We start from the raw sequence: 22,427 nt of genomic DNA on the forward strand, positions 1-22,427 counted from the left end.
AAAGTGCGACTTTTTCAGCCCAATTTCGGCATTTTTACTTATAACTGTATAAACCCTCAGTGTTTCGGGGCAGCGTTCATGCTTGGATGAACTCAGCGCGAACGGTAATTACGGATGTTTCTACAAGCTTCCTTCGTCAATCTCAGACGCGATGGTATGAAGGAAATCGTAACTCGTTTTGGGGCATAAACAAGTTGGCTGGCAGCGCCAGCCTGCAATCACCACATTAAATCGTCTGGCACGACAAATTCGGCGTACGGATCGTCTTCGTCAACTTCCTTATCGTCAACAACGTTGTTGAGTACCACCAAACTCTCATCCCGCTGGGCGATTTTATCAGCCACACCAGCGGGCACCACTTCGTAGCCTTCACCAAATCGAACAATCGCTAAGCGACCTTTAACCAGGTCTTTTTGGATCTTTTGCTCCACGTAAATGTTCTTCACTAGCTTATCGTCGGCAAAGCTGTAGCTAATGTCGCCTTTGCTGCGATCGATGCGATTTGCTTCAATCAACTGCTTGATTTGGGCGACGATGGCTTTTTGCTTCGCGGCTTCATCACGCTGACGATTCAGTTCTTTGGCTTTTTGCTGTTCAGCAATGCGCTTTTCTTCAGCAGCGGCTTTTGCTTCACGCGCCTGCACTCGGCCTTTTTTGGTCTGCTTTTTGACCTTGTCAGCTTTTTTCTTGCTGACTAAGCCAGCTTTTAACATTTGTTCTTGGAGGCTTAATTTAGCCATCGTTTCACTCTCTTTCTTGGTGACACGCTTCATGGACTCAATGATAGGGAAAAGTACCACGGATTGACGCCAGCGAGATCAGGATTCTGAGCATAAAACAAAATCCAGCGACGCTCTGGTTTAGGTATCAACAGCTCTATGCCCAAGCATCTGCCGCATGGATGCGGCAGCTGAGCCGGAGAAAAAATGCTCATTTCTATAGCGCTGTTGGGACATGGCCGTCAGTCGCAAATAAGCTGTGCCTCAAAAAGCAGGGATGCTTTTTGTGGAGCGCTCCATGGATGGACTTGAGCGTCACTGCGTTTTGCGAGTTACGGCCTTGGCTGCCATACCGTCCATCCCTGGACATAAAAAAGCCCACTCAAAGTGGGCTTTGTATCAAACTGCGAGTGGTTTAATCGAGATTAAACTTCTGCCGTTTGGAAAATCACATCATCAGCCTTTTCGGTGTAGCTTGACATCTGATGGAAGTTCAAGTAGCGGTAGGTATCGGCCGCATCTTTATCGATGGTTTTGGCGTACGTCATGTACTCATCGGCGTTCGGGATCTTACCAATAATGGAAGCAACCGCCGCCAATTCAGCAGACGCCAAGTATACGTTAGCGCCAGTACCCAAACGGTTCGGGAAGTTACGGGTCGAGGTAGAGACAACCGTTGCGTTGTCAGCAACACGTGCTTGGTTACCCATACACAGTGAACAACCCGGAGATTCGGTGCGCGCACCTACTTTACCGTAAACGCTGTAGTAACCTTCGTCAGTTAACTGCTGCGCGTCCATCTTGGTTGGTGGTGCAACCCACAGGCGAGTCGGCAACTGACCAGAGTAGTCTTGCAGCAACTTACCAGCGGCACGGAAGTGACCGATGTTAGTCATACAAGAGCCGATGAATACTTCATCGATGCCTACGCCAGCAACGTCAGACAGGGTCTTGGCATCGTCTGGGTCGTTCGGGCAGCACAGGATTGGCTCTTTGATATCCGCCAAGTCGATTTCAATCACTTCTGCGTATTCAGCATCCGCATCGGCTTCCATCAACTCTGGGTTTTCTAACCAAGCTTCCATCGCCTTGATACGACGCTCGATGGTACGACGGTCGCCGTAACCTTCAGCGATCATCCACTTGAGCATGACAATGTTAGAGTTCAAGTATTCGATGATTGGCTCTTTGTCCAGCTTGATGGTACAGCCAGCCGCAGAACGCTCAGCAGAGGCATCAGACAGCTCAAACGCTTGCTCGACGGTCAGCGTTTCCAAACCTTCAATTTCCAGTACGCGACCAGAGAAGGCATTCTTCTTGCCCGCTTTCTCAACGGTCAGCAGACCTTGTTTGATGGCATACAGCGGAATGGCGTGAACCAAGTCGCGCAAAGTAATACCTGGCTGCATTTCACCTTTGAAGCGAACCAGAATTGATTCTGGCATATCCAGTGGCATCACACCGGTTGCCGCAGCAAAGGCCACCAAACCAGAACCTGCTGGGAATGAAATACCCAACGGGAAGCGGGTGTGCGAGTCACCACCAGTACCAACAGTGTCTGGCAGCAGCATACGGTTCAACCAGCTGTGAATCACACCATCACCTGGGCGTAGCGAGACACCGCCACGATTCATGATGAAGTCAGGCAGGGTGTGGTGAGTTTCTACGTCGACTGGTTTTGGATAAGCCGAAGTGTGACAGAACGACTGCATGGTCAAGTCGGCAGTGAAGCCCAAACATGCCAAGTCTTTCAGCTCGTCACGGGTCATAGGACCGGTGGTGTCCTGAGAACCCACGGTGGTCATCTTAGGCTCACAGTATTGGTTCGGGCGAACGCCGGCAACACCACAAGCTTTACCCACCATCTTCTGCGCCAAGGTGTAGCCTTTGCCAGAATCAGCAACCGCTGCTGGACGACGGAAGACGTCGCTAAATGGCAAGCCTAGCGACTCGCGAGCGCGGTCAGTGAGGCCACGACCAATGATCAGAGGAATACGGCCACCGGCACGCACTTCATCAATCAGTACGTCAGTTTTCAGTTCGAAAGTAGAAATCACTTCGTCGGTGCCGTGCTTGCACACTTTACCTTCGAATGGGTAAACGTCGATGACATCGCCCATGTTCAATGCAGTAACGTCCAGTTCGATTGGCAATGCACCGGAATCTTCCATGGTATTGAAGAAAATTGGCGCGATTTTGCCGCCTAGCACGTAACCACCAGTGCGCTTGTTTGGCACGTATGGAATGTCATCACCGAAGAACCACAAGACGGAGTTAGTCGCAGACTTACGTGAAGAGCCGGTACCCACAACATCACCCACATAGGCAACTGGGAAACCTTTGGCTTTGACTTCTTCGATTTGCTTGAGCGGGCCGATTTCACCGGCTTTTTCTGGCTCAATACCGTCACGGGCGTTTTTCAGCATCGCCAGTGCGTGTACTGGAATGTCTGGGCGCGACCAAGCATCTGGTGCTGGTGACAAGTCATCAGTGTTGGTTTCACCGGTAACTTTAAATACGGTCAGAGTAATTTTTTCTTGCAGTGCTGGCTTGCTCAGGAACCACTCGGCATTGGCCCAAGATTCCATCACCTGCTGGGCAAACGCGTTGCCTGCTTTGGCTTTTTCTTCAACATCATAGAAAGCATCGAACATCAGTAGCGTGTGAGACAGCGCTTTCACTGCGATTGGCGCCAGCGCGTCAACATCAAGCAGTTCAATCAGCGGCGCAATGTTGTAACCGCCTTGCATGGTGCCAAGCCATTCAGTGGCTTGCGCAGCATCCAGAATCGGCGAGCTTGCTTCGCCCTTGGCGACAGCAGCCAAGAAGCCTGCTTTCACGTAAGCAGCTTCATCTACCCCTGGAGGTACGCGCTGAGATAGCAATTCCAGCAGAAAATCTTCTTCACCGGCAGGTGGGTTTTTAATTAGTTCTACTAGTTGTGCGGTTTGTTCGGCGTTTAGTGGTTTTGGAACCACGCCTTGGGAAGCACGTTCTTCAACATGCGAACGATAAGCGTCTAGCACAGTTTTCATCCTCTCGTCAGTGGGGGCGCCTTGTGCACATTTTCAAAGGTAGGGCGTTTAATTGGAATTGGAAACTGCCCATAAATTGAGCGCAAAATTATATCCGCAATAGCGAATAAAGGCCAATAAGACCAAAGGCTAAGATTTAACTTAGTTTCGCCAACAAGTCCACTACATCAGCACTAAGCTAAGAGACTTAAGCGCGGTCACAGATCAAGCGCTCTGATAGATATCAGATGTTATAAAAACCAAGTGTTCGTGTATCATCCATAGAACTTTATTTATTTGACAAATTTTTTGTAGCGGCGATTCGTGGTTAAAACAGTTCTCATATGTGACGACTCAGCTCTGGCGCGCAAACAGCTTCATCGCAGTTTGCCTACTGGGTGGGACGTTGAAGTGCTTTTTGCCAAAGACGGGCAAGAGGGCGCAACCCTATGCCAGACCCAGCAAATCGATTTGATGTTTCTGGATCTGACCATGCCAGTGATGGATGGCTATCAGGTACTAGAAGCCCTACAACACTACTCCGAACGCCCCGACATTGTCGTTGTATCGGGCGATATCCAGGCCAAAGCACTAGAACGAGTCACCGCCCTTGGCGCAGCCGAGTTTCTTCGTAAGCCCGCCAGCAAAGCCGAATTGCAGCACATTCTGGAGCGCCATGGCTGGTACACAGGGCAAGGTAAACCCGAAGCGGGGGCAAAATTAGCAGAGCTAGAAGTCTCTGAAATGGATGCCTATCGCGAACTGGCGAACGTGGCCATGGGCCGTGCCGGCGGCTTGATGGCTGAAATTCTGAATTTATTTGTCAAACTGCCCATCCCCAATGTCAATGTCTTGGAAAGCTCCGAATTACACATGGCACTGCAAGCTGTCGATGAATACAGCACGCTGTCAGCGGTCTGTCAGGGCTTTATCGGCGATGGTATTTCCGGCGAGGCATTCTTGCTGTTTGACGACACCCGCTTTGATGATATGTCGGCTTTGTTAGGCCACGATGATTATGCTGACAATCAAGGTGAAATCGAAGTCCTAATGGACTTATCCAACATTCTGATTGGCGCTTGTCTGAAAGGGATCGCCGATATGCTGCATGTTCACTTCAGCCAAGGCCATCCGGTGGTATTGGGGCAGCATTGCCAAGTTAATGATCTGATTGCTGCCAACCAAAATCGCTGGCAAAAAAATCTCGCCATCGAAATCAATTACAAAGTCGAAACCCACGATATTAACTGTGATTTGCTGTTGGTATTTACCGAAGAGTCTCTGCCAGTGCTGCGAGAAAACATTAAATACATGCTGGAGGAGTCATGAGCAGTAGCGACTTCCGAGAAATGCATTGGATGATCACCATGATCCATCACATTGATGTTGGACTGGTGGTATTGGATACAAATTACCGCATTGAAGTGTGGAATGGTTTCATGAAAAACCATTCTGGGCTCACTCCAGATCAAGTTCGCAATCGCGAAATTTTCAAAGTTTATCCAGACTTACCGGAAAAATGGTTCCGTCACAAATTGGACAGCGCGCGGTTACTGAAATCGCGCTCTTTCACCACATGGGAGCAGCGCCCGTACGTATTTCGCTTCCAGAATTATCGTCCGATCACCGGCTCCTCAAGTTACATGTATCAGAACATGACGGTGGTACCGCTGCAGTCACTGACAGGTGAAGTGGAGCATATTGCGCTGATCATTTATGACGTTACCGACGAAGCCGTGAATAAGATTGAGCAGAAGCTGGCCAATAGTCGATTGCAGGAAATCAGCCGCACTGACGCCCTGACCCAGTTGTACAATCGCGGCCACTGGGAAGAGCAGTTGCGTCAGGAGTTTGCCCGCATGCAGCGCTCACATCGGCCCAGTACCTTGATCATGCTCGACATCGACCACTTTAAGAAAGTTAATGATGAATATGGTCACCCAGCGGGAGATGAGGTGATCCGAGAGGTGGCGCGGCGCATCAAGCGCACTAAGCGGTCGACCGATATTGCCGGCCGTTATGGTGGCGAAGAGTTTGCGGTATTGTTGCTCGATACCGAGCCCGATCAGGCCATGTATTTTGCCGAACGACTGCGCAAGGCGGTCGAGCGCAAAGCCGTGGAGTTTGAGCAGCACAGTATCAAGCTGACCATCAGCATTGGTATTTCGCAAAACTCAGCCGATATTGACAGTGCCCAGTCTTGGATTGAACGCGCAGACGAAGCGCTCTACACCTCTAAACGTGATGGCCGAAACCGCGTGACCATGAGTTCAAGTAAGCCCCACATGAATCATTAAATAGATTCATTGCGACATTCGTTGCGACATTAAAAAAGGACGGCTCAGCCGTCCTTTTTGCGTTATTGAGCATGTCGCTCTATTCCGGTTGCCATTGCGTTAGCGGCTGCTGCAAACCTTCTAGCAACAAACGTAGCTTGCTGTTCAGATTAGGGCCCAAGCGAATCATCAGCTTGTCTACCGCATCAAGCGCTTGCACTTGCTCATTGGCGTATTCATACATGACATGAGGCTGCACCAATTCGACTGACGAGCTGGGCTTGGGTGATGCCAGCACGCGCTGAATTGCCACTAACAAGGTGCTATGGAATTGTTGGTCTGGGTACCCCAAACGCTCATAGGCTTGCTGCAGCAGTGGGTAGATGTGCTGATACAAAGCCACCCAATGCTCACGAGGCATACCAGCCATTAAATCGAGATACGGCTGGTAGCGAGCAATGTTAGCTGTTGAGCCATACAACTTGCCATCGGCTTCAATCACCTTGTAACGGCCGACCGGACGTTCAATCGGTAATTGATTGTATGTCACCTGGCCACGCGAGAGCGCATCAACAGCCACCACAAATTGTTCGATCAAGCCTTCATCGACCAGCAAGGCCACGCTTTTGCTGACGATTTTTTGCTGCAACTGCTGCAGCAAGGTGGCGTCACTATCGTCCAGTGGTGGCAGCGGAAAATCAAACAGCTTAGGTTCTGGTGCCGGCGGCTCCGGCTCTATTTCGGGTTGCGGCTGCGGCTCTGGCGCAACCTCTGGCTCAGGCTCCGCAATCGGCTCTGCCACTTGTGGCTCTGGTTCTGGCTCAGCAACCGGTTCTGACAGGGTTTCTGTCACCACTGGCGGCGCTGCGACGACATCCTCATGACCGTTTTTCGCCAGCCAAGCAACGACGCCGACAGCAACAACGGCAATCAAGGCAAGAACAATAAGTAAGTTTCGAATCTGGCTGGCTGACATAACATTCCTCGAATACGAACAAGGCGACTGATGGTTCTCATCAGGCGCCCATAACATCGCTTAATTTGGTCAGGACAGCAAGAAAATTTTGCTGTCCTGCCAATGAATTACCAGATTTTCACGCGATTTTCTGGCGCAATGAACATTTCATCAGTTTCCTTCACATCAAATGCTTCATAAAACTCTGGAATGTTCGATACCACACCAATCACACGGTAGTGAGACGGGCTATGTGGATCGGTGACCAAGCGCTGGCGCAGTTCTTCCTCACGATAGTTACGACGCCATACTTGCGACCAGCCAATAAAGAAACGCTGATCAGACGTCAAACCGTCAATCACCTCACCAGGCTGGCCATTGAGGCTCAATTGCAGCGCTTTGTAAGCCACCGACAAGCCACCTAAATCACCAATATTTTCACCCAGAGTGAATTCACCGTTGACGTGGGCATCTTCAAATGGGAAGTAACCGTTGTATTGCTCAACCAAGCGAGAAGTGCGAGCTTCAAACGCTTCACGGTCAGCATCAGTCCACCAGTTACGCAGATTACCGTCGCCATCATACTTGCTGCCTTGATCATCAAAACCATGACCAATTTCGTGGCCGATGACCGCACCAATACCGCCGTAGTTGACGGCATCATCCGCTTCCATATCAAAGAACGGCGGTTGCAAAATTGCCGCTGGGAAGACGATTTCGTTGTTCACTGGGTTGTAGTAAGCGTTCACTGTCTGTGGCGTCATGTGCCACTCAGTTTTATCAATAGGCTGACCCAGCTTGTTGAGCATGTACTGGTATTCATAGTTAGCTGCGCGGCGCACGTTGCCAACTAGGTCGCCAGCAACAATTTCAAGTGCCGAGTAATCGCGCCACTTATCTGGGTAACCGATTTTTGGTGTGAATTTGCCGAGTTTTTCCAACGCCTGAACTTTGGTTTCTTCGGTCATCCACTCCAAGTCTTTAATCGAAATTTCGAAGGCTTTGATTAAGTTAGCAACCAGAGTTTCCATCCGCTCTTTGGCTTCTGGCTTGAAGTGCTCTTCAACATAAAGCTTGCCAACCGCTTCGCCCATCATGCCGTCAACATCTTCGACCGCACGTTTCCAGCGTGGTTTTTGCTCTTCAATACCGCGCAACGCTTTACCGTAAAATTCGAAGCTGCGATCAACATACTCAGCGCTCAAGTAGTCAGCGACCGAGTTGATTAATCGAATCTTGAGATAGGCTTTCCAATGATCCAGCGGCACTTGGTCAAATGCTTTGCCCATGGCTTCTAAATAACTTGGCTGACGAACCACATAGTCGGTGACATCAGCTAAACCAGCAGCTTTCGCATAAGCAGGGAAATCAAAACTGCCGAGCAGCGTCGCGAGTTCTTCGCTGGTCATTTTGTTATACGCCTTGTTGGCGTCGCGGCTTTCAACGCGAGTCCAATGACCTTCTGCTAATTGAGTTTCCAACGCCAGCACCGCCGTAGCAGCATCCGCGGCATCAGGATGACCAACTTTGGTCAGCATATCAGCGACATAATCACGGTATTGCTGGCGCAAAGTGGCAGATTTCTCATCTTCTTTAAAGTAATAATCGCGGTCTGGCAGACCTAAACCAGATTGATATAAGTAGACAATGTACTGATCCGATTGCTTGGCATCATTGTTGACGTAAAAGCCAAACGGCGAGCCGCCGCCGTTCACCAAGATTTCACCGAGCTTGGCCGCAACATCGCTATGTGATGACAAGCCATCGATGGCGGCTAAATCAGCAGCAATCGGGGTAATGCCGGCAGCTTCAACGGCTTTTTCATCCATGAAGGTTTTGTAGAAGTCACCGACTTTCTGACCTTCCGAACCAGCCACTTGCTCGGCATTGGCTGCCGCTTCAATAATTTCCCGCAGCGCCAGTTGCGATTCTTCATGCAGCACGGTGAAGCTGCCGTAGTTGGAACGATCAGATGGGATTTGGGTATTTTTCAGCCAAGTGCCATTGACGCTCAGGTAAAAGTCGTCTTGATGACGAACTGACGCATCGAAATGATCTAAATCGATGCCAGATTTCAAAGCGACAGCTGCCGGCGCGGCAGCTACCGTTTCGGCTTCAGCTGCAGCTGTGGGTTGTTGCGCTGCCGGTTTGTTGTCAGAACAAGCGGTGGTGAGAACAGCCATCGCAATGCTGGCTGCCAGTACGGATTTTCTAATTTTCATTATGGACCTGATTATTGTTGAGGTGTCGGTAGAGTTTGATGTTATTGAAGATTAAACAAAGAATCGATTAGACGACAAACTTTGTAACATTTTACGGGGCTAGCACACAAAAGAGTCCATCATACCAACCCACAGGGGCATGGGTTGGTATCAATGATTATGCAGGATCAGCAGGGGGGTTTTGCTCACTGAGTCGACTGAGATAACTATCAGCAAAATTCTGTAGGCCAGATTGAACAAAGTCGTAAGTTAGATTGATGTTGTCGGCGATGTCACCTTCGAGCACCGCCAAACTATCAAGAATGTCGCGCGCCTCTTCAAACCCTTTATCGACGGCGCCCTGAATAATGCTCATGTATTCATTCAGCGCCTCTTCACCTTGCAGATCAGTGTTCACTTCCAAGAAGGCATCAAAGTATTTGGTCGATCCCGCCACAATTCGCTCTGCGGTCGCTTCAGGAGAGACATCAATACCCTCATCCAACGCCTGCTGGGCGGCGTTGTCGCCAAACTCAGGGGCTAGCTGCTCATTAATCGCATCAATAGCCGTCCGGTAAAGCAACGCCATGGGCTGGTTGCCACTTTGTACGCTGACTTCCAGCTGCGCTTGTAAAATAGCGCTGTTCTGGTCGTTTTTGAGCTGGTCCTTGCTAACAGGTTTATTGGTCTGCTCAACATTCCGGTAGAGCGACGTGGAGGATGTCGGAGAGATAGCCATAGCGGATCCTAAACGTCGAATATCATTACTCAGTATATCGACCATTTTCAGTAACCATTGAGTAAAAATAGCGCAAATAGCGACGATTTAACCAACAAAATATGGCGCCACAACATGTTCGCCACAAGCGCTACCTTTCATTTACCAACAGAGGCTCGTCCATCGGCGCTACTGCTCATTTGGCTTGAGCGCGACAAACGCGTCAAAAAATACCCCAAATGCTGACTCAATGTTTTCTCCGGTCACCGTATCTGGCGTCACATTGAGTGGGTCGTGAAGATCAAAGAACAGCCGAACTCTAAATTCTGCGAGTTGTCCTTTGCTTTCATCAACATCATTAATGGCGGTCTGCCATTCTGTGCCGGATCGAACCATTCGAATGGTATTGGGGGAGCCTGGAACATAGTCGATCGTGCCATCGTCATAAACCAACACTAATTCATAAAATATCTTGTCGATAGCGTCTAATTTGAGCTGATACTTAAAGTTCAGCTTGTCGACAACGGCCCAGCGATCATTGTCGGATAAATCGGGCGAGATCAGATCAACGATGTAAAAGGAATCGGCCGAGGAGTCGGTACACTGACCTTGCAGTCCACCCAGATCAAGCCATAGCGAGCCCAACGCAGGATTGCGCGGCGCAATACTCTCATTGCCGTGGCGACGTAAATAGACTTGTTGCTGGGCAATCGTGCATGACGACACTTGCAATGCATTGACCGTAACCCCAGGGTTCACCGCATCGACTGAATCGTCATAAATACCTTGCAGCCGAAAGCCTTGGGTATCTTCATCTGCTTTATCAAAGAAAAAGGTGTCGGTCACTGAGCAAGCAACCAGATAAATCGAGCAGGTAAATACGAATAGAAATCGAGACATCACTAAATCCTTTTTGTATTGTCCAAGAGCTTTAAGGATAGTGAGGTGTTCAAAATTTGCACAAAAAAAAAGCCAGCGCTGTGGCTGGCCTCTTCGAGTGCAAAGAAAGGACTTAGCCTTGGCTTTGCGGTCGCATTGCTGGGAACAAAATCACATCACGAATGGTGTGGGTGTTGGTGAACAGCATTGCTAAGCGGTCAATACCAATGCCCTGACCTGCCGTTGGTGGCAAACCATGCTCCAGCGCTGTGATGTAATCACCATCGTAATACATGGCTTCATCATCGCCGGCATCTTTCGCATTGACCTGAGCTTTAAAGCGCGCATCTTGGTCTTCGGCGTCATTCAACTCCGAGAAACCGTTAGCCACTTCGCGGCCGCCAATAAAGAATTCAAAGCGGTCGGTGATAAATGGATTGTTATCATTACGACGAGCCAGCGGCGAGATATCGGCTGGGTACTCGGTAATAAAGGTCGGCTGAATCAATTTTGGCTCAGCGGTTTCACCGAAGATTTCCTCAAGAAGCTGACCACAAGTCCAGAAGCTTTCTGGCTCGACACGCACTGACTTAGCAATGGCCACTAAGTGCTCGCGATCTTGCACTTTGTCGTAATCCAGCGCCTGAATGTCGCTATGATCTGGATTGTACTGCTTGATTGCCTCAAGCATGCTCATGCGTGGATAGGTACCGCCAAACTCTACGGTTTCGTCACCGTATGGCATGCTTGAAGAACCCAACACCTCTACCGCGACAGTGCGCAGCATGTCTTCGGTCAGATCCATCAAATCGTTGTAATCGGCGTACGCCATGTAGAATTCCATCATGGTGAATTCTGGGTTGTGGCGTGGCGACAAACCTTCGTTGCGGAAGTTGCGGTTGATTTCAAACACGCGGTCAAAACCGCCAACAACCAGACGCTTGAGATAAAGCTCCGGAGCGATCCGCAAAAACATTTCTTGATCGAGGGCGTTGTGATGAGTGATGAACGGACGCGCTGTGGCACCACCAGGGATCACTTGCATCATTGGTGTTTCCACTTCCATGAAGTCTTTTGACTCCATGTAGCGACGAATCGCTGCCACCAATTTAGAGCGCACTTTAAAAGCGTTGCGTGATTCTTCATTAACAATCAGATCAACATAGCGCTGACGATAACGCTGCTCTTGGTCGGTCAGACCGTGGAATTTCTCTGGCAATGGACGCAGTGCTTTGGTCAGCAACTGGTACTCGGCCATGTCAACGTAGAGGTCACCTTTGCCCGACTTGTGCAATTCACCTTTGATACCGATGATGTCACCAATATCCAAGCCACCCATGGCTTTCAGCTCTTTCTGCACATCTTTAGAGGCGTAACCTTGAATGCGACCTGCGACATCTTGGATCGCCAAGAATGGACCACGCTTCGCCATGATCCGGCCAGCAATAGCAACAACGTGACCTAATTCGGCCAGCTCTTCTTTGGTCTTTTCTCCAAACTCAGCCTGTAGCTCAGCCGATTTATGGCTTGGCCGCCATGTGTTCGGATGGCCGTTGGCCGGGCAGTTCTCACGAATCGCATCGAGTTTGGCACGACGCTCGGCAATCAGCTTGTTTTCATCTTGCTGGATGTCAGTCATGGAGCGGTTTCCTTTACAGGCCAGATTTCAGGCTGGCTTCAATAAATCGGTCGAGATCGCCGTCTAGGACGGCTTGGGTGTTGCGGTTTTCAACACCGGTTCGTAAATCTTTAATGCGGCTGTCATCAAGGACATAAGAGCGAATCTGGCTGCCCCAGCCAATGTCTGACTTGGCATCTTCTGCCGCTTGCTTTTCGGCATTTTGTTTGAGCAGTTCAAACTCATAGAGTTTTGCTTTTAACTGCTTCATGGCTTGATCTTTGTTCTTGTGCTGGGAGCGGTCATTCTGGCACTGCACCACAATGTTGGTGGGTAAGTGAGTGATCCGAACCGCCGACTCAGTTTTGTTGACGTGCTGACCACCGGCACCTGATGCGCGATAAACATCAATACGCAAATCTGCCGGATTGATATCCACTTCAATCGAGTCATCAATCTCAGGGTAAACAAAAGCACTTGAGAATGAGGTGTGACGGCGACCACCAGAATCGAACGGGCTTTTACGCACCAAGCGGTGAACGCCGGTTTCCGTGCGCAGCCAGCCATAGGCATATTCGCCAGACACTCTCACGGTGGCCGACTTGAGGCCAGCGACCTCGCCTTCTGATGCTTCGATTAGCTCGGCTTTAAAGCCTTTCGCCTCAGCCCAGCGCAGGTACATGCGCAGTAACATGTTGCACCAGTCTTGCGCCTCGGTGCCGCCAGAGCCCGACTGCAAGTCGATGTATGCGTCACACTGATCTTGCTCACCAGAGAACATCCGACGGAATTCCAGTTTAACCAGCTTTTGCTCTAGGGTTTCTAGCTCAGCTTCAGCCTCATGGAAGGTGTCTTCATCCTCGGCTTCAATGGCTAACTCGAGCAATCCTTCGACATCCTCAAGACCTTGCTCTAGGGTATCGATGGTTTCAACCACAGCTTCGAGCGCTGAGCGCTCTTTGCCAAGCGCTTGGGCTCGCTCTGGCTCATTCCAAACCTCCGGCGATTCGAGTTCGCGCATGACTTCTTCAAGGCGCTCGGCCTTGCTGTCGTAGTCAAGATAACCGCGTAATGCGTTACCACGATCTCGCATATCTGCGATTTTGTTTTGAACCGGATTGATTTCGAACATGTGGAGAGTCTCAGCCCAGGGTGAATTTTAGCCGCGGAATTGTACAGGATCGCCCGCCCCTTGGGTAGGCCAAACTAGGCCCCAGAAGGAGCTGAAATCAATCTTTTATGACAACCAAGAGCAAATTAATAAGTTTCTCGACGGAACAAGCAGTTACCAAAAAAGGTCTTATACTTTAGAGCAAATAATAAATCTAACCCTTTAAACAGTACCAAATTGCGGAGACATTAAATGTCCTACATCAAAACTCTGTTATTAACGGTATTCATGCTTGTTGCAACGGGTTGCGCCAGTACTGACGAAAATCCTGAGGCGGCCAGAGTAAAGCCTGACTACAACTTCACGCAGCTTGAGCAAGTCGAACGCTTTCGACCATCCAATAATTTCAGCATGGCTGCTTGGAACAGCCAGGTTCTGTTGCTATCGGATACAGTGAAAACCAAATACCTGTTGATTTTACATCGCCCCGATACGGGCTTTGCGTTCAATGCGCCAGTCGGCATTAAACGATTCAGCAGCTACATTACCGCAGGCCAAGATCGCGTGTATGCCCTCAATACCGTGGCGCCAGTGGGCATCACTATTCAGACCATTTACAAACTCGATAGCAAAGAAGATTTAGAGTTGGCGAAGAAGTTAGTGACCGAAGCTGAACAGGCGGCAGAAGCCGCCAACGGAGAGTAGCAATAGCGTGGCAGTTTAAGCGACAGCGGTAATTGATTTGACCATCAGCTGCAGCTGGGTCTTGCCACGAAACTCGTTGATATCGAGTTGATAAGCCACTTGCGCCAGATTGGCCGCGGCATTTGGCCATTCACCGGTATCAACGTTAAACGCAATCGCATCAAACACCTGATGCTGACCTTTGGGCTGCAGCACCAGCTTGAGGTGGCGTTCGCCCACAATTCGCTGCTGCACAATACGGAAAATGCCATCAAATATTGGCTCTGGAAACGCTTGGCCCCAAGGTCCTGAGTCGCGCAATAATTGCGCCGTTGACAAGCTAAACTCGTCTGCCGCCAGTTCACCATCAGTGTGCAACACATGATTGAGGTGTGCCTCATCAACCCAATCGGTCGCTACTTGCGATAAGGCTTGCTGAAACGCATCCATGTCTTGGGCCGAAATCGACAACCCAGCCGCCATCGCGTGACCACCAAAACGGTCGATTAATCCGGGGAACTTGGTATCCAGAGCGGCCAGCATGTCACGCATGTGCACCCCAGTGACCGAGCGAGCCGATCCCTTGAGCATGCCGTTGTCATCACCAGCAAATGCCAATACAGGGCGATGAAAACGCTCTTTAACGCGCGCTGCGAGAATGCCGATCACGCCCTGATGCCAGTCAGCTTGATACAAACACAGCACCGGCGGCAGTTCAGAAAAATCAGCATCGCCAAGCAGTTTATCCAGTGCCCGCAAGGCTTCTTGCTCCATCCCACGCTCAATATCCCGACGCGCCAGATTCAGCTCATCGAGCTGTTGCGCCATCGCTAGCGCATGCTCGTCACTTTCAGCAAGCAAACATTCAATGCCCAATGCCATGTCATCGAGGCGGCCTGCGGCATTGAGCCGCGGGCCAACGGCAAAGCCCAGATCACTGGCCTGCAATTGTTGCGGATTTCGTTTGGCAACCTGACACAAAGCCTTGATCCCTGGTCGACAGCGCCCCGCCCTGATCCGCTGAAGTCCTTGATTGACCAAAATCCGGTTGTTGTGGTCAAGAGCCACCACATCAGCAACGGTGCCAACAGCGACAATGTCCAGCAACTCTGCCAGATTAACCGCAGGACGCTGATACCAAGGCTGCTCCGCCAGATGCTGGCGCAATGCCGCCATCAAATAAAAGGCCACGCCAACGCCGGCAAGATTCTTCGATGGAAACTGGCAAGCATGGAGGTTCGGATTGACCATGGCATCGGCATTCGGCAATTGCTCGCCAGGTAGGTGATGGTCGGTAACCAACACTTTCATACCCAACTCTTTAGCGCGCTGCACACCGGAGATCGCCGAAACCCCGTTATCCACCGTGATCAGTAATTGGGTACCTTGCTCGGCTGCCATTTCGGCAATCGGTGGTGTCAGGCCATAGCCAGTTTCAAAGCGATTTGGCACCAAATAGCCAACATTGTGGTGGCCAAAACGTTTAAGGGCTAAGACACAAAGCGCAGTGCTGGTGGCGCCATCGGCATCAAAATCGCCGACGATGGTGATTCGCTCATCATGCTGCAGGGCAAAAGCCAGCAATTGAACGGCTTGCTCAATACCAGCGAGAGAGCGCACGTGATGCAAGCGATTGGCCGAGTGATCAAGCTGATCGGCAGATGAAATACCGCGCGCTTGATAGATGCGTCGCAGCAATGGCGGAATAGTCTCGGGAAGCGCGCACTCGGGAACCGAGCGGCGCTGAAGGGTAATCGAACTCATTAAGTAAGGAAGTGCTTACTGCAGCTTTTCTAGCAACGGCAATAAGTCTTTTGGTTCACGATAGCCTGGCAACATAGCGCCGTTTTCCAGCACCACTGCCGGGGTGCCGCGAACGCCGAATTTTTGCCCCATGGCGAGCTGGGCTTCAACATCAAACCGTTTGCCAGAGCAATCGGATTTGGCAATTTCACCATGCAACTTAGCATCGCTCATCGCTTTCACCGAATCATCGGCACACCAGATTTGCTGCATGTCCGTACTCGACTGCTGCGAGCGCGGATAAGCTAAATAGTTAATGGTGATCCCAGCGTTTTGGTATTCCTCAATTTGCCGATGCATCTTGCGACAGTAGCCACAAGTGATGTCGGTAAAGACGTAAATTCGGAATTTTTCTTCGCCCTTCGCTGGAAAGGTAATGGCGTCGGGGGCCAATGCGGCCAACTTATCCGCGCGGAATGAATTTAAGCCGCTGTCGGTAATTTCCACCAAGCCCTGTTCTAAATCGAACAGGCGACCATAAATCATGTACTTGCCATCATTTGAAATGAAGAAATTACCCTGAGAGGTTACCGCTAAGGTGTAACCAGGCAGTGGCGCCGGAGCAATCATTGACGGCACTTCGCCAAAGTTGGCCAACACTTTGCCCATCACGCGCTTTTCAACGTCAGGGGCAACATCCGCAGCATAGGCTGCAACCAAGACACTTAACACCATGGCGCTAAGCGCCGACAACCATTTCAACATGAAACCACAACCTGTTGTTCAACTGATAAAGACACAGACCTCGTCTGTGGCGAAGATCTTACACTGTTTCATCATTCACTGTCGCCCGCGGATGAAACGCTTGATGTACTTGCTGTAATCGGACGTTGGCGACATGGGTGTAAATCTGAGTCGTCGACAAGTCAGAGTGGCCTAGCAACAACTGCACAACCCGCAAATCGGCGCCATGATCCAGCAAATGAGTAGCGAAAGCATGCCTTAACATGTGCGGAGAAGGCAATGATTGCAAGCCTGCACGTGTTGCATAATGTTTCAGCCGATGCCAAAAGGTCTGCCGCGTCATGCAGTTACCATTGCGCCCCGGAAATAAGGCGTCACTGTCATAACCTTTCAGCAAGTCACTGCGGCTACCGCTGATGTACGTCGTCAACCAGTGTAGCGCTTCCTCCCCCATTGGCACGATACGTTCTTTACCGCCCTTGCCAATGACTCTCACCACGCCTTGGCGCAGTGACACATCGCTCAGAATCATGGTCACCAACTCAGACACCCGCAAGCCAGTGGCATACATCAACTCAATCATGGCTTTATCACGGAGTTCGAGCGGTATGGCCGGATCAGGGGTCGCTAACAAGGCTTCGATTTGCGCTTCAGTCAAACTTTTTGGCAATGGCTTTGGCAATTTGGGGTTTTCAATCAACACCATCGGATCAACGGCGAGCCATTGCTGACTCAAGGCATACTGAAAAAATCGCCTCATGGTCGACAAGGCTCTCGCGGTAGAACGAGCTTTCATTCCTTGTTCATGGCGGAAGTTTAGGTAGCTTTGAATATCCACCGATTGGACTTGCTCAATCGCCAACTGCCGCTGCTCAAGCCAGTTAAAGAAGCCCTTTAAATCAGTGCGATAGGCCTGCAGTGAATTCTCGCTCAAGCCACGGTGCATCCACATGGCATCAAGAAACTGGTCAATCCAAGGATGAAGGTCAGCCGCCATAGTGCCAAGCCTTCTCATGCTGCAATAGCGCATTTTTCAGGTCGATTTGCTGACCACTGACTTGGCCGGAAAAACCACCAATACCTTGTTTGGCAACAATCCGATGGCAAGGAATAAAGAGTGGAATGGGATTACGACGACAGGCACCTCCTACGGCACGGGCGACCGAACCGAGCAAGCCTGCCGCCTCGCCATAAGACTGCACCTGACCCACAGGTATTTGCTGCAAATGCTGCCAAACGCGGCATTGAAATTCGGTCCCTATTGGCCGCAGTGGTAAATCAAACTGAAAATTAGCATCGGCTAGATAGGCGTCAAGTTGCTGCTGAGCAAGTTTCGCAAGCGCAGACACTCCGTTACTGCTGGCCGACTGCGGCCAATAATCAAGCGCCAGAATGTCGTTGCCGTCGTCCGTCAACTGCCAACGCCCCCAACAACTGGTTATATCACTGCGATTAAGCATCTGGACTGTACACCACGATTTTCTGTTACCATGCCTCTGATTTAACGCTGAACCCTAATTCGAATTCAAGATGAAAATTGGTCTTTTTTACGGGTCTTCGACCTGTTACACCGAGATGGCAGCCGAAAAAATTCAGCATTTGCTGAGCGCTGAACTCGTTGATTTGCACAACATCAAAGACGTATCACTGGCGCACACGGCCAACTACGACATCCTTATTTTTGGCATCAGTACTTGGGATTATGGCGAGCTACAAGAAGACTGGGAGAGCCAATGGTCGCAAGTGGCAGGATTGGATTTATCCGGCAAAATCGTCGCTATGTATGGCCTTGGCGATCAAGAAGGCTATAGCGACTGGTTTCAGGATGCCCTCGGCATGCTACATGACGCTGTCGAAGGCAATGGCGTGGTTCGCATTGGTTTTTGGCCAAACAGCGACGACTACCAATTCAACGCCAGTAAAGCGCTCACCGCTGATGGCAGCCAATTTGTCGGCCTCGCGCTCGACGAAGACAGCCAGTTTGAGCTGACCGAGCAACGTATTCAAAACTGGTGCGCACAATTACTCGACGAGCTTGAGGCTTGGGCAGGCCAATAACGCCTCAATTCTCTGCCATTAAAAAAGCCCGCTTGCGCGGACTTTTTGATCACTTGTCGACGCTAGGCTTGGGCCATGCCATGGCCACCACCACCGCCGCGGTCACCGGCACTAACCAGGCCAAACCATAGCCAAATAGCGGCAAGTGACTGGCCGTTTCCACCAACGTTGTCGCCCCTGGCACATCTGCCGCTTTAATCGCATCGAGTAAGGCCAGCGCGAAGGCAATCCCAACCACCCAGCGAAACGCCTGCTTGGGATGATTCAAATGACGCCGCAGCAAATTCAACACCACTAAGGCCACAGCAACCGGATAAAGCGCAATCAGTACCGGAATCGATACTGAAATCAAATAGCTCAAACCAACATTAGCGACCAGCGCGCTAGTCGCCGCGAAAATCACCACTAAGGTGCGATACCGAATACCAAGCAAACTGGCAAAATAGTCACTACAAGCGCCAGTTAAGCCAACGGCTGTGGTCAAACAAGCCAGCGTCACCACCGCCGATAAAATCCACTGCCCCGGCTGACCAAACACACCTTGCACATACAAGGCTAAAATTTCGCCACCATTATCGGCGCCAGCGGCCACGGTGCCACTCGTTGCGCCAAGGTAAAACAGCGAGGTATAGACCAGAGCTAAGCCTATCGCAGCGATAACGCCAGCCTGAATCAGATAGCTGGCTTGGAATCCTCGGTCCGACACGCCTTTTTTCCGCAACACATCAACAATCAACACCCCAAACATCAGCGCACCGAAGGTATCCATGGTGTTGTAGCCTTCGATAAAGCCTTTGCTAAACGGCGCTTCATGATAAGCCTTGGCCGCATCAGAAACGGCGCTACCGGCAGCCAATTCACCAATCGGCGCTAACGGCTCCACCACAACCGCAATACCGAGCACCGCAAGCAGCACAATAAGGATTGGGGTCAGCACTTTACCAATGTAATCAATCAATGAACCACGATGCAGCGCGAGGGCGACCGCCACCGCAAAGAAGCCGATGGTGTACAACCATAGCGGCACCGCATCGGCACCAAACAGCGGCTTCATGCCGGTCTCATAAGCCACCAATGAGGTTCTTGGTAACGCGAATGCTGGACCAATGACAATAAAGATGGCTACCGTAATGGTCACCGCGACTGCCCGTGGCAAATCTCGGGTGACCGATTCCATGTCACCACCAGCAACGGCCACGGCGATCAACGTCAGCAATGGCAAACCAACGGCTGTCACCAAGAAACCCAGCATGGCCAGAGTTACTTCGGTACCGGCAAGCTGCCCCGCCAACGGTGGAAAAATAATATTGCCCGCGCCTAGAAAGAAGGCGAAGGTCATGAATCCTAAAGCAAAAATATTCTGTCTATTGAGACGCGTGTCTGTCATATCGATCTCGAATAATAATGAACCCAAACCTACCAAGCAGCCATGTAGTTATTTTAGTTGGCTTTTTCTTGCTGGCAGATCGCGAATTATGCGCTGACTGTGGCCGACGTCGGCTTAAATACCAAACTGGCAAGCAACGCCAGCACTGACGGCACCAACCAGCCCATGCCGCTATCGAATAACGGTACAAGCGATAACAACTGGTGTCCTGGCAAGTGACTTAACACGCCTGCTGCGGCGATCGCATCAAACAAACCAAAGATGGCTGCCACCGACACCACTAATCGAAAGCTCAGCGTTGGATGCGGTAATCGATGGGCCACAATATTCAGTAACACGACACTGATGGCGATGGGGTAAATCGCCACCAGCACAGGAATATAAAGGCTAATGAGCTCATCAAGGCCAATGATTGCCATGGCCCAGCAAATCACAACGATAATCGCCAACGTCGGTCGATAGGGGATTTTATTGGAGCGCTCATCGAGGTATTCCGCAAAAGCGCAGCAGCCGCCGACGCCCGTAGTTAAACAGGCTAGCGTGATCACCAACGCCAGAATCGCCTGCCCGAATGGCCCCATTGATGCCGCCATGTAACGGGCAAAAATCTCACCGCCATTGGCCGCACCTTCGGCTACCGAGCCGCTAATCGCGCCCATGTAAAACAAAATGAAATAGACCAAGGCCAGACCCGCCGCCGCGATCAGACCGCCACGACACAATGCCTGAAACTGAGCGCCGTCATCAGTCACGCCTTTATCTTTGAGGGTATTGATCAGCAGCACACCAAACAGCATTGCCGCCAGCAAATCCATGGTCATATAACCTTCAAGGAAGCCTTTGATCACCGGCGATTGAGCAAATTCGCCCTGCCCCTCACCTACAGTTCCCAGTGGCGCAATCAACAAATTGATGCCCAGCACCGCCACCAATACCAACATCAGCGGCGCAATGACTTTACCGACGGTATCGAGCAACTTGCCCGGACGGCTGGCAATTAAAAACACCAAGGTAAAGTAAACAGCGGAGAAACCCGCCAGCAGGGCTTTCGAATCTGGGTTGTCAACAAACGGCTTCACCGCGAGTTCAAACGACACCAGTGCCGTGCGCGGAATACCAAAGCCTGGCACCATAATGAGGTAGACGGTCAGCGCCAATAGCACACTCACCGAGTTCGGTAGATAACGGCCCAGCGCCGCAAAACCACCACCGGCATAGGCCAGAGCAATAATTCCCAACAACGGAAGGCCTGCCGCTGTGAGCAAAAAACCGAAGGTTGCAGGCATGACTTCTTGCCCTGCTAAGTAGCCAGCCATTGGCGGAAAAATCCAATTCCCAGCGCCGAGGAAAAACGCCATGATCATGAAGCCAAAACCGACGGTGTCGGCCGTTGAGAACTTTTTCAACTGATGTTCCTTGCAGGGCAGCATAGGCCTGTTGACACCGCTGTCCCGTTTTTTTTACACAACAACAAAAATTATCTGCACCTTACCACGGCGCTGTGGCACCGCAAAACTCAAAAGGCAAGATAAAACGCCTTTGTGAGATGCTTAAATGATTGGCTGTATTGATTGTTCTGATCATAGATTGTTAACGAACGGTACTCGGTCTCACCTGTACCTTGTTGCAATAGCAACAACACTCGCTTGGCTGGCTTATCGGCGCGGCCTTGAATCGCCAATTGCTGGGCAATAAACCAACCCATTGATGCCGCGCCGAGCGCCACTTCATCTGCCTTTTCCATCGGTAAAACCAGCGCTATTTTGGCTTTGCTGTGAACCATGCCAGCGGCAAGTTCAAGCAATGCACCAATCGACAAAGATTGCTGCAATCGAGCCTGCTGCCGTTTATCGCAGTCCAGTTGCTGACCGGCGGAGAAGTAAGGCGGATTGCTGATCACCAAGTCGTAGAGTTGCGGCGGTTGCCACTGATGGATATCCGCTTTATGAACCATCAAGCTATGGTGCCAAGGCGAAGCGGCAAAATTAGCCATTGCTTGCTCGGCCGCATCGGGCTCGATTTCAACGCCATCCACTTGAAAGCCGCTCGCCCTTGCATCGGCCAAGCGCTGCGCCATCATCAAGGCTAAGATGCCACTGCCGGTGCCAACATCCAGCACTCGCTGAACCCCAGCTAAATCGACCCAGCTACCGAGCAGCAGGGAGTCGGTGCCGACCTTCATGCCGCAACGATCATGACCGACATAAAATTGCTTACATTGAAATCCGCTCATTACCTTGTCCGTATTGGATAAATTCAGCGATCAGATTGGGAGACTTCGGGTATACTATCCGGCTCCACAGACAGCAGACAATCATGC

19 protein-coding genes are annotated in these 22,427 nt (G+C 50.8%); 4 read left to right on the top strand and 15 right to left on the bottom strand.

The genetic code is table 11. The annotated features are described in order from the left end of the window. Window positions 1-218 precede the first annotated feature (218 nt). Together IC617_RS18275 and acnB are read right to left on the bottom strand one after the other, a co-directional pair. The gene (locus IC617_RS18275; protein ID WP_191146433.1) at window positions 219-740 is read right to left on the bottom strand and encodes a DUF2058 domain-containing protein; all 522 of its coding nucleotides are present in this window, start codon (window positions 738-740) and stop codon (window positions 219-221) included. Window positions 741-1,144: 404 nt separating this feature from the next. Beyond that, on the bottom strand, window positions 1,145-3,745 hold the full coding sequence (gene acnB / locus IC617_RS18280) for a bifunctional aconitate hydratase 2/2-methylisocitrate dehydratase (protein ID WP_191146456.1): 2,601 nt from the start codon (window positions 3,743-3,745) through the stop codon (window positions 1,145-1,147). A 312-nt stretch (window positions 3,746-4,057) separates the two neighbouring features. On the opposite strand from acnB, the gene IC617_RS18285 reads away from it, so the two are divergent. Together IC617_RS18285 and IC617_RS18290 are read left to right on the top strand one after the other, a co-directional pair. Further along, complete coding sequence (locus IC617_RS18285) at window positions 4,058-5,062, top strand: response regulator (protein ID WP_191146434.1); 1,005 nt, start codon at window positions 4,058-4,060, stop codon at window positions 5,060-5,062. Then, entirely contained in the window at window positions 5,059-6,030 is a 972-nt protein-coding gene (locus IC617_RS18290; protein WP_191146435.1) for a diguanylate cyclase, read from the top strand. Before IC617_RS18285 ends, IC617_RS18290 begins: the two co-directional genes overlap by 4 nt. A 79-nt stretch (window positions 6,031-6,109) precedes the next feature. On the opposite strand, the gene IC617_RS18295 is transcribed toward IC617_RS18290, so the two are convergent. From IC617_RS18295 to prfB, 6 genes are all read right to left on the bottom strand, one after another. Next, the gene (locus tag IC617_RS18295) at window positions 6,110-6,985 is read right to left on the bottom strand and encodes a DUF3014 domain-containing protein (RefSeq protein WP_191146436.1); all 876 of its coding nucleotides are present in this window, start codon (window positions 6,983-6,985) and stop codon (window positions 6,110-6,112) included. A gap of 107 nt (window positions 6,986-7,092) precedes the next feature. Beyond that, complete coding sequence (locus IC617_RS18300) at window positions 7,093-9,186, bottom strand: M13 family metallopeptidase (RefSeq protein WP_191146437.1); 2,094 nt, start codon at window positions 9,184-9,186, stop codon at window positions 7,093-7,095. Between the two features lie 157 nt (window positions 9,187-9,343). Next, window positions 9,344-9,904, bottom strand: coding sequence for a DUF5610 domain-containing protein (locus tag IC617_RS18305; RefSeq protein ID WP_191146438.1), 561 nt, complete (start codon window positions 9,902-9,904; stop codon window positions 9,344-9,346). A 168-nt stretch (window positions 9,905-10,072) separates the two neighbouring features. Further along, window positions 10,073-10,783 (bottom strand): hypothetical protein, encoded by a 711-nt coding sequence (locus IC617_RS18310; protein ID WP_191146439.1) that lies wholly within the window; start codon window positions 10,781-10,783, stop codon window positions 10,073-10,075. A 112-nt stretch (window positions 10,784-10,895) separates the two neighbouring features. Then, a complete protein-coding gene (gene lysS, locus IC617_RS18315) occupies window positions 10,896-12,401 on the bottom strand; it encodes a lysine--tRNA ligase (protein ID WP_191146440.1) in 1,506 nt (501 codons plus the stop codon). A gap of 13 nt (window positions 12,402-12,414) precedes the next feature. Next, window positions 12,415-13,512 carry a peptide chain release factor 2 gene (gene prfB / locus IC617_RS18320; RefSeq protein ID WP_191146441.1) on the bottom strand — a complete coding sequence of 366 codons (1,098 nt, stop codon included), beginning with the start codon at window positions 13,510-13,512 and terminating at the stop codon, window positions 12,415-12,417. A gap of 231 nt (window positions 13,513-13,743) precedes the next feature. Between prfB and IC617_RS18325 the strand changes: the two genes are divergently transcribed. Further along, window positions 13,744-14,196 (top strand): DUF6491 family protein, encoded by a 453-nt coding sequence (locus tag IC617_RS18325; RefSeq protein ID WP_191146442.1) that lies wholly within the window; start codon window positions 13,744-13,746, stop codon window positions 14,194-14,196. 15 nt (window positions 14,197-14,211) lie between these two features. Here IC617_RS18325 and recJ read toward each other — a convergent pair whose 3' ends face one another. From recJ to IC617_RS18345, 4 genes are read right to left on the bottom strand one after another with little or no spacing between them, the layout of a single operon-like run. Next, window positions 14,212-15,939, bottom strand: coding sequence for a single-stranded-DNA-specific exonuclease RecJ (gene recJ, locus IC617_RS18330; protein ID WP_191146443.1), 1,728 nt, complete (start codon window positions 15,937-15,939; stop codon window positions 14,212-14,214). A gap of 15 nt (window positions 15,940-15,954) precedes the next feature. Beyond that, the gene (locus IC617_RS18335) at window positions 15,955-16,683 is read right to left on the bottom strand and encodes a thioredoxin fold domain-containing protein (protein WP_191146444.1); all 729 of its coding nucleotides are present in this window, start codon (window positions 16,681-16,683) and stop codon (window positions 15,955-15,957) included. Window positions 16,684-16,741: 58 nt separating this feature from the next. Then, window positions 16,742-17,659, bottom strand: coding sequence for a site-specific tyrosine recombinase XerD (gene xerD / locus IC617_RS18340; protein ID WP_191146445.1), 918 nt, complete (start codon window positions 17,657-17,659; stop codon window positions 16,742-16,744). Beyond that, a complete protein-coding gene (locus tag IC617_RS18345; RefSeq protein WP_191146446.1) occupies window positions 17,649-18,122 on the bottom strand; it encodes a methylated-DNA--[protein]-cysteine S-methyltransferase in 474 nt (157 codons plus the stop codon). The genes xerD and IC617_RS18345 overlap by 11 nt, the downstream gene beginning before the upstream one ends. Before the next feature lie 70 nt (window positions 18,123-18,192). Between IC617_RS18345 and fldB the strand changes: the two genes are divergently transcribed. Beyond that, the gene (gene fldB / locus IC617_RS18350; RefSeq protein ID WP_191146447.1) at window positions 18,193-18,720 is read left to right on the top strand and encodes a flavodoxin FldB; all 528 of its coding nucleotides are present in this window, start codon (window positions 18,193-18,195) and stop codon (window positions 18,718-18,720) included. A 49-nt stretch (window positions 18,721-18,769) separates the two neighbouring features. Here the strand turns inward: fldB and brnQ (IC617_RS18355) are convergent, their stop codons facing one another. From brnQ (IC617_RS18355) to IC617_RS18365, 3 genes are all read right to left on the bottom strand, one after another. Continuing rightward, the gene (gene brnQ / locus IC617_RS18355; RefSeq protein WP_191146448.1) at window positions 18,770-20,107 is read right to left on the bottom strand and encodes a branched-chain amino acid transport system II carrier protein; all 1,338 of its coding nucleotides are present in this window, start codon (window positions 20,105-20,107) and stop codon (window positions 18,770-18,772) included. Window positions 20,108-20,193: 86 nt separating this feature from the next. Further along, complete coding sequence (gene brnQ, locus IC617_RS18360; RefSeq protein WP_191146449.1) at window positions 20,194-21,513, bottom strand: branched-chain amino acid transport system II carrier protein; 1,320 nt, start codon at window positions 21,511-21,513, stop codon at window positions 20,194-20,196. Between the two features lie 110 nt (window positions 21,514-21,623). Further along, window positions 21,624-22,340: a tRNA1(Val) (adenine(37)-N6)-methyltransferase gene (locus IC617_RS18365; protein ID WP_191146450.1), complete on the bottom strand. Its 717-nt coding sequence runs from the start codon at window positions 22,338-22,340 to the stop codon at window positions 21,624-21,626. Between the last annotated feature and the right edge of the window lie 87 nt (window positions 22,341-22,427).

The organism is Neiella litorisoli, from assembly GCF_014773395.1.
Classification (GTDB): Bacteria; Pseudomonadota; Gammaproteobacteria; order Enterobacterales; family Neiellaceae; genus Neiella; species Neiella litorisoli.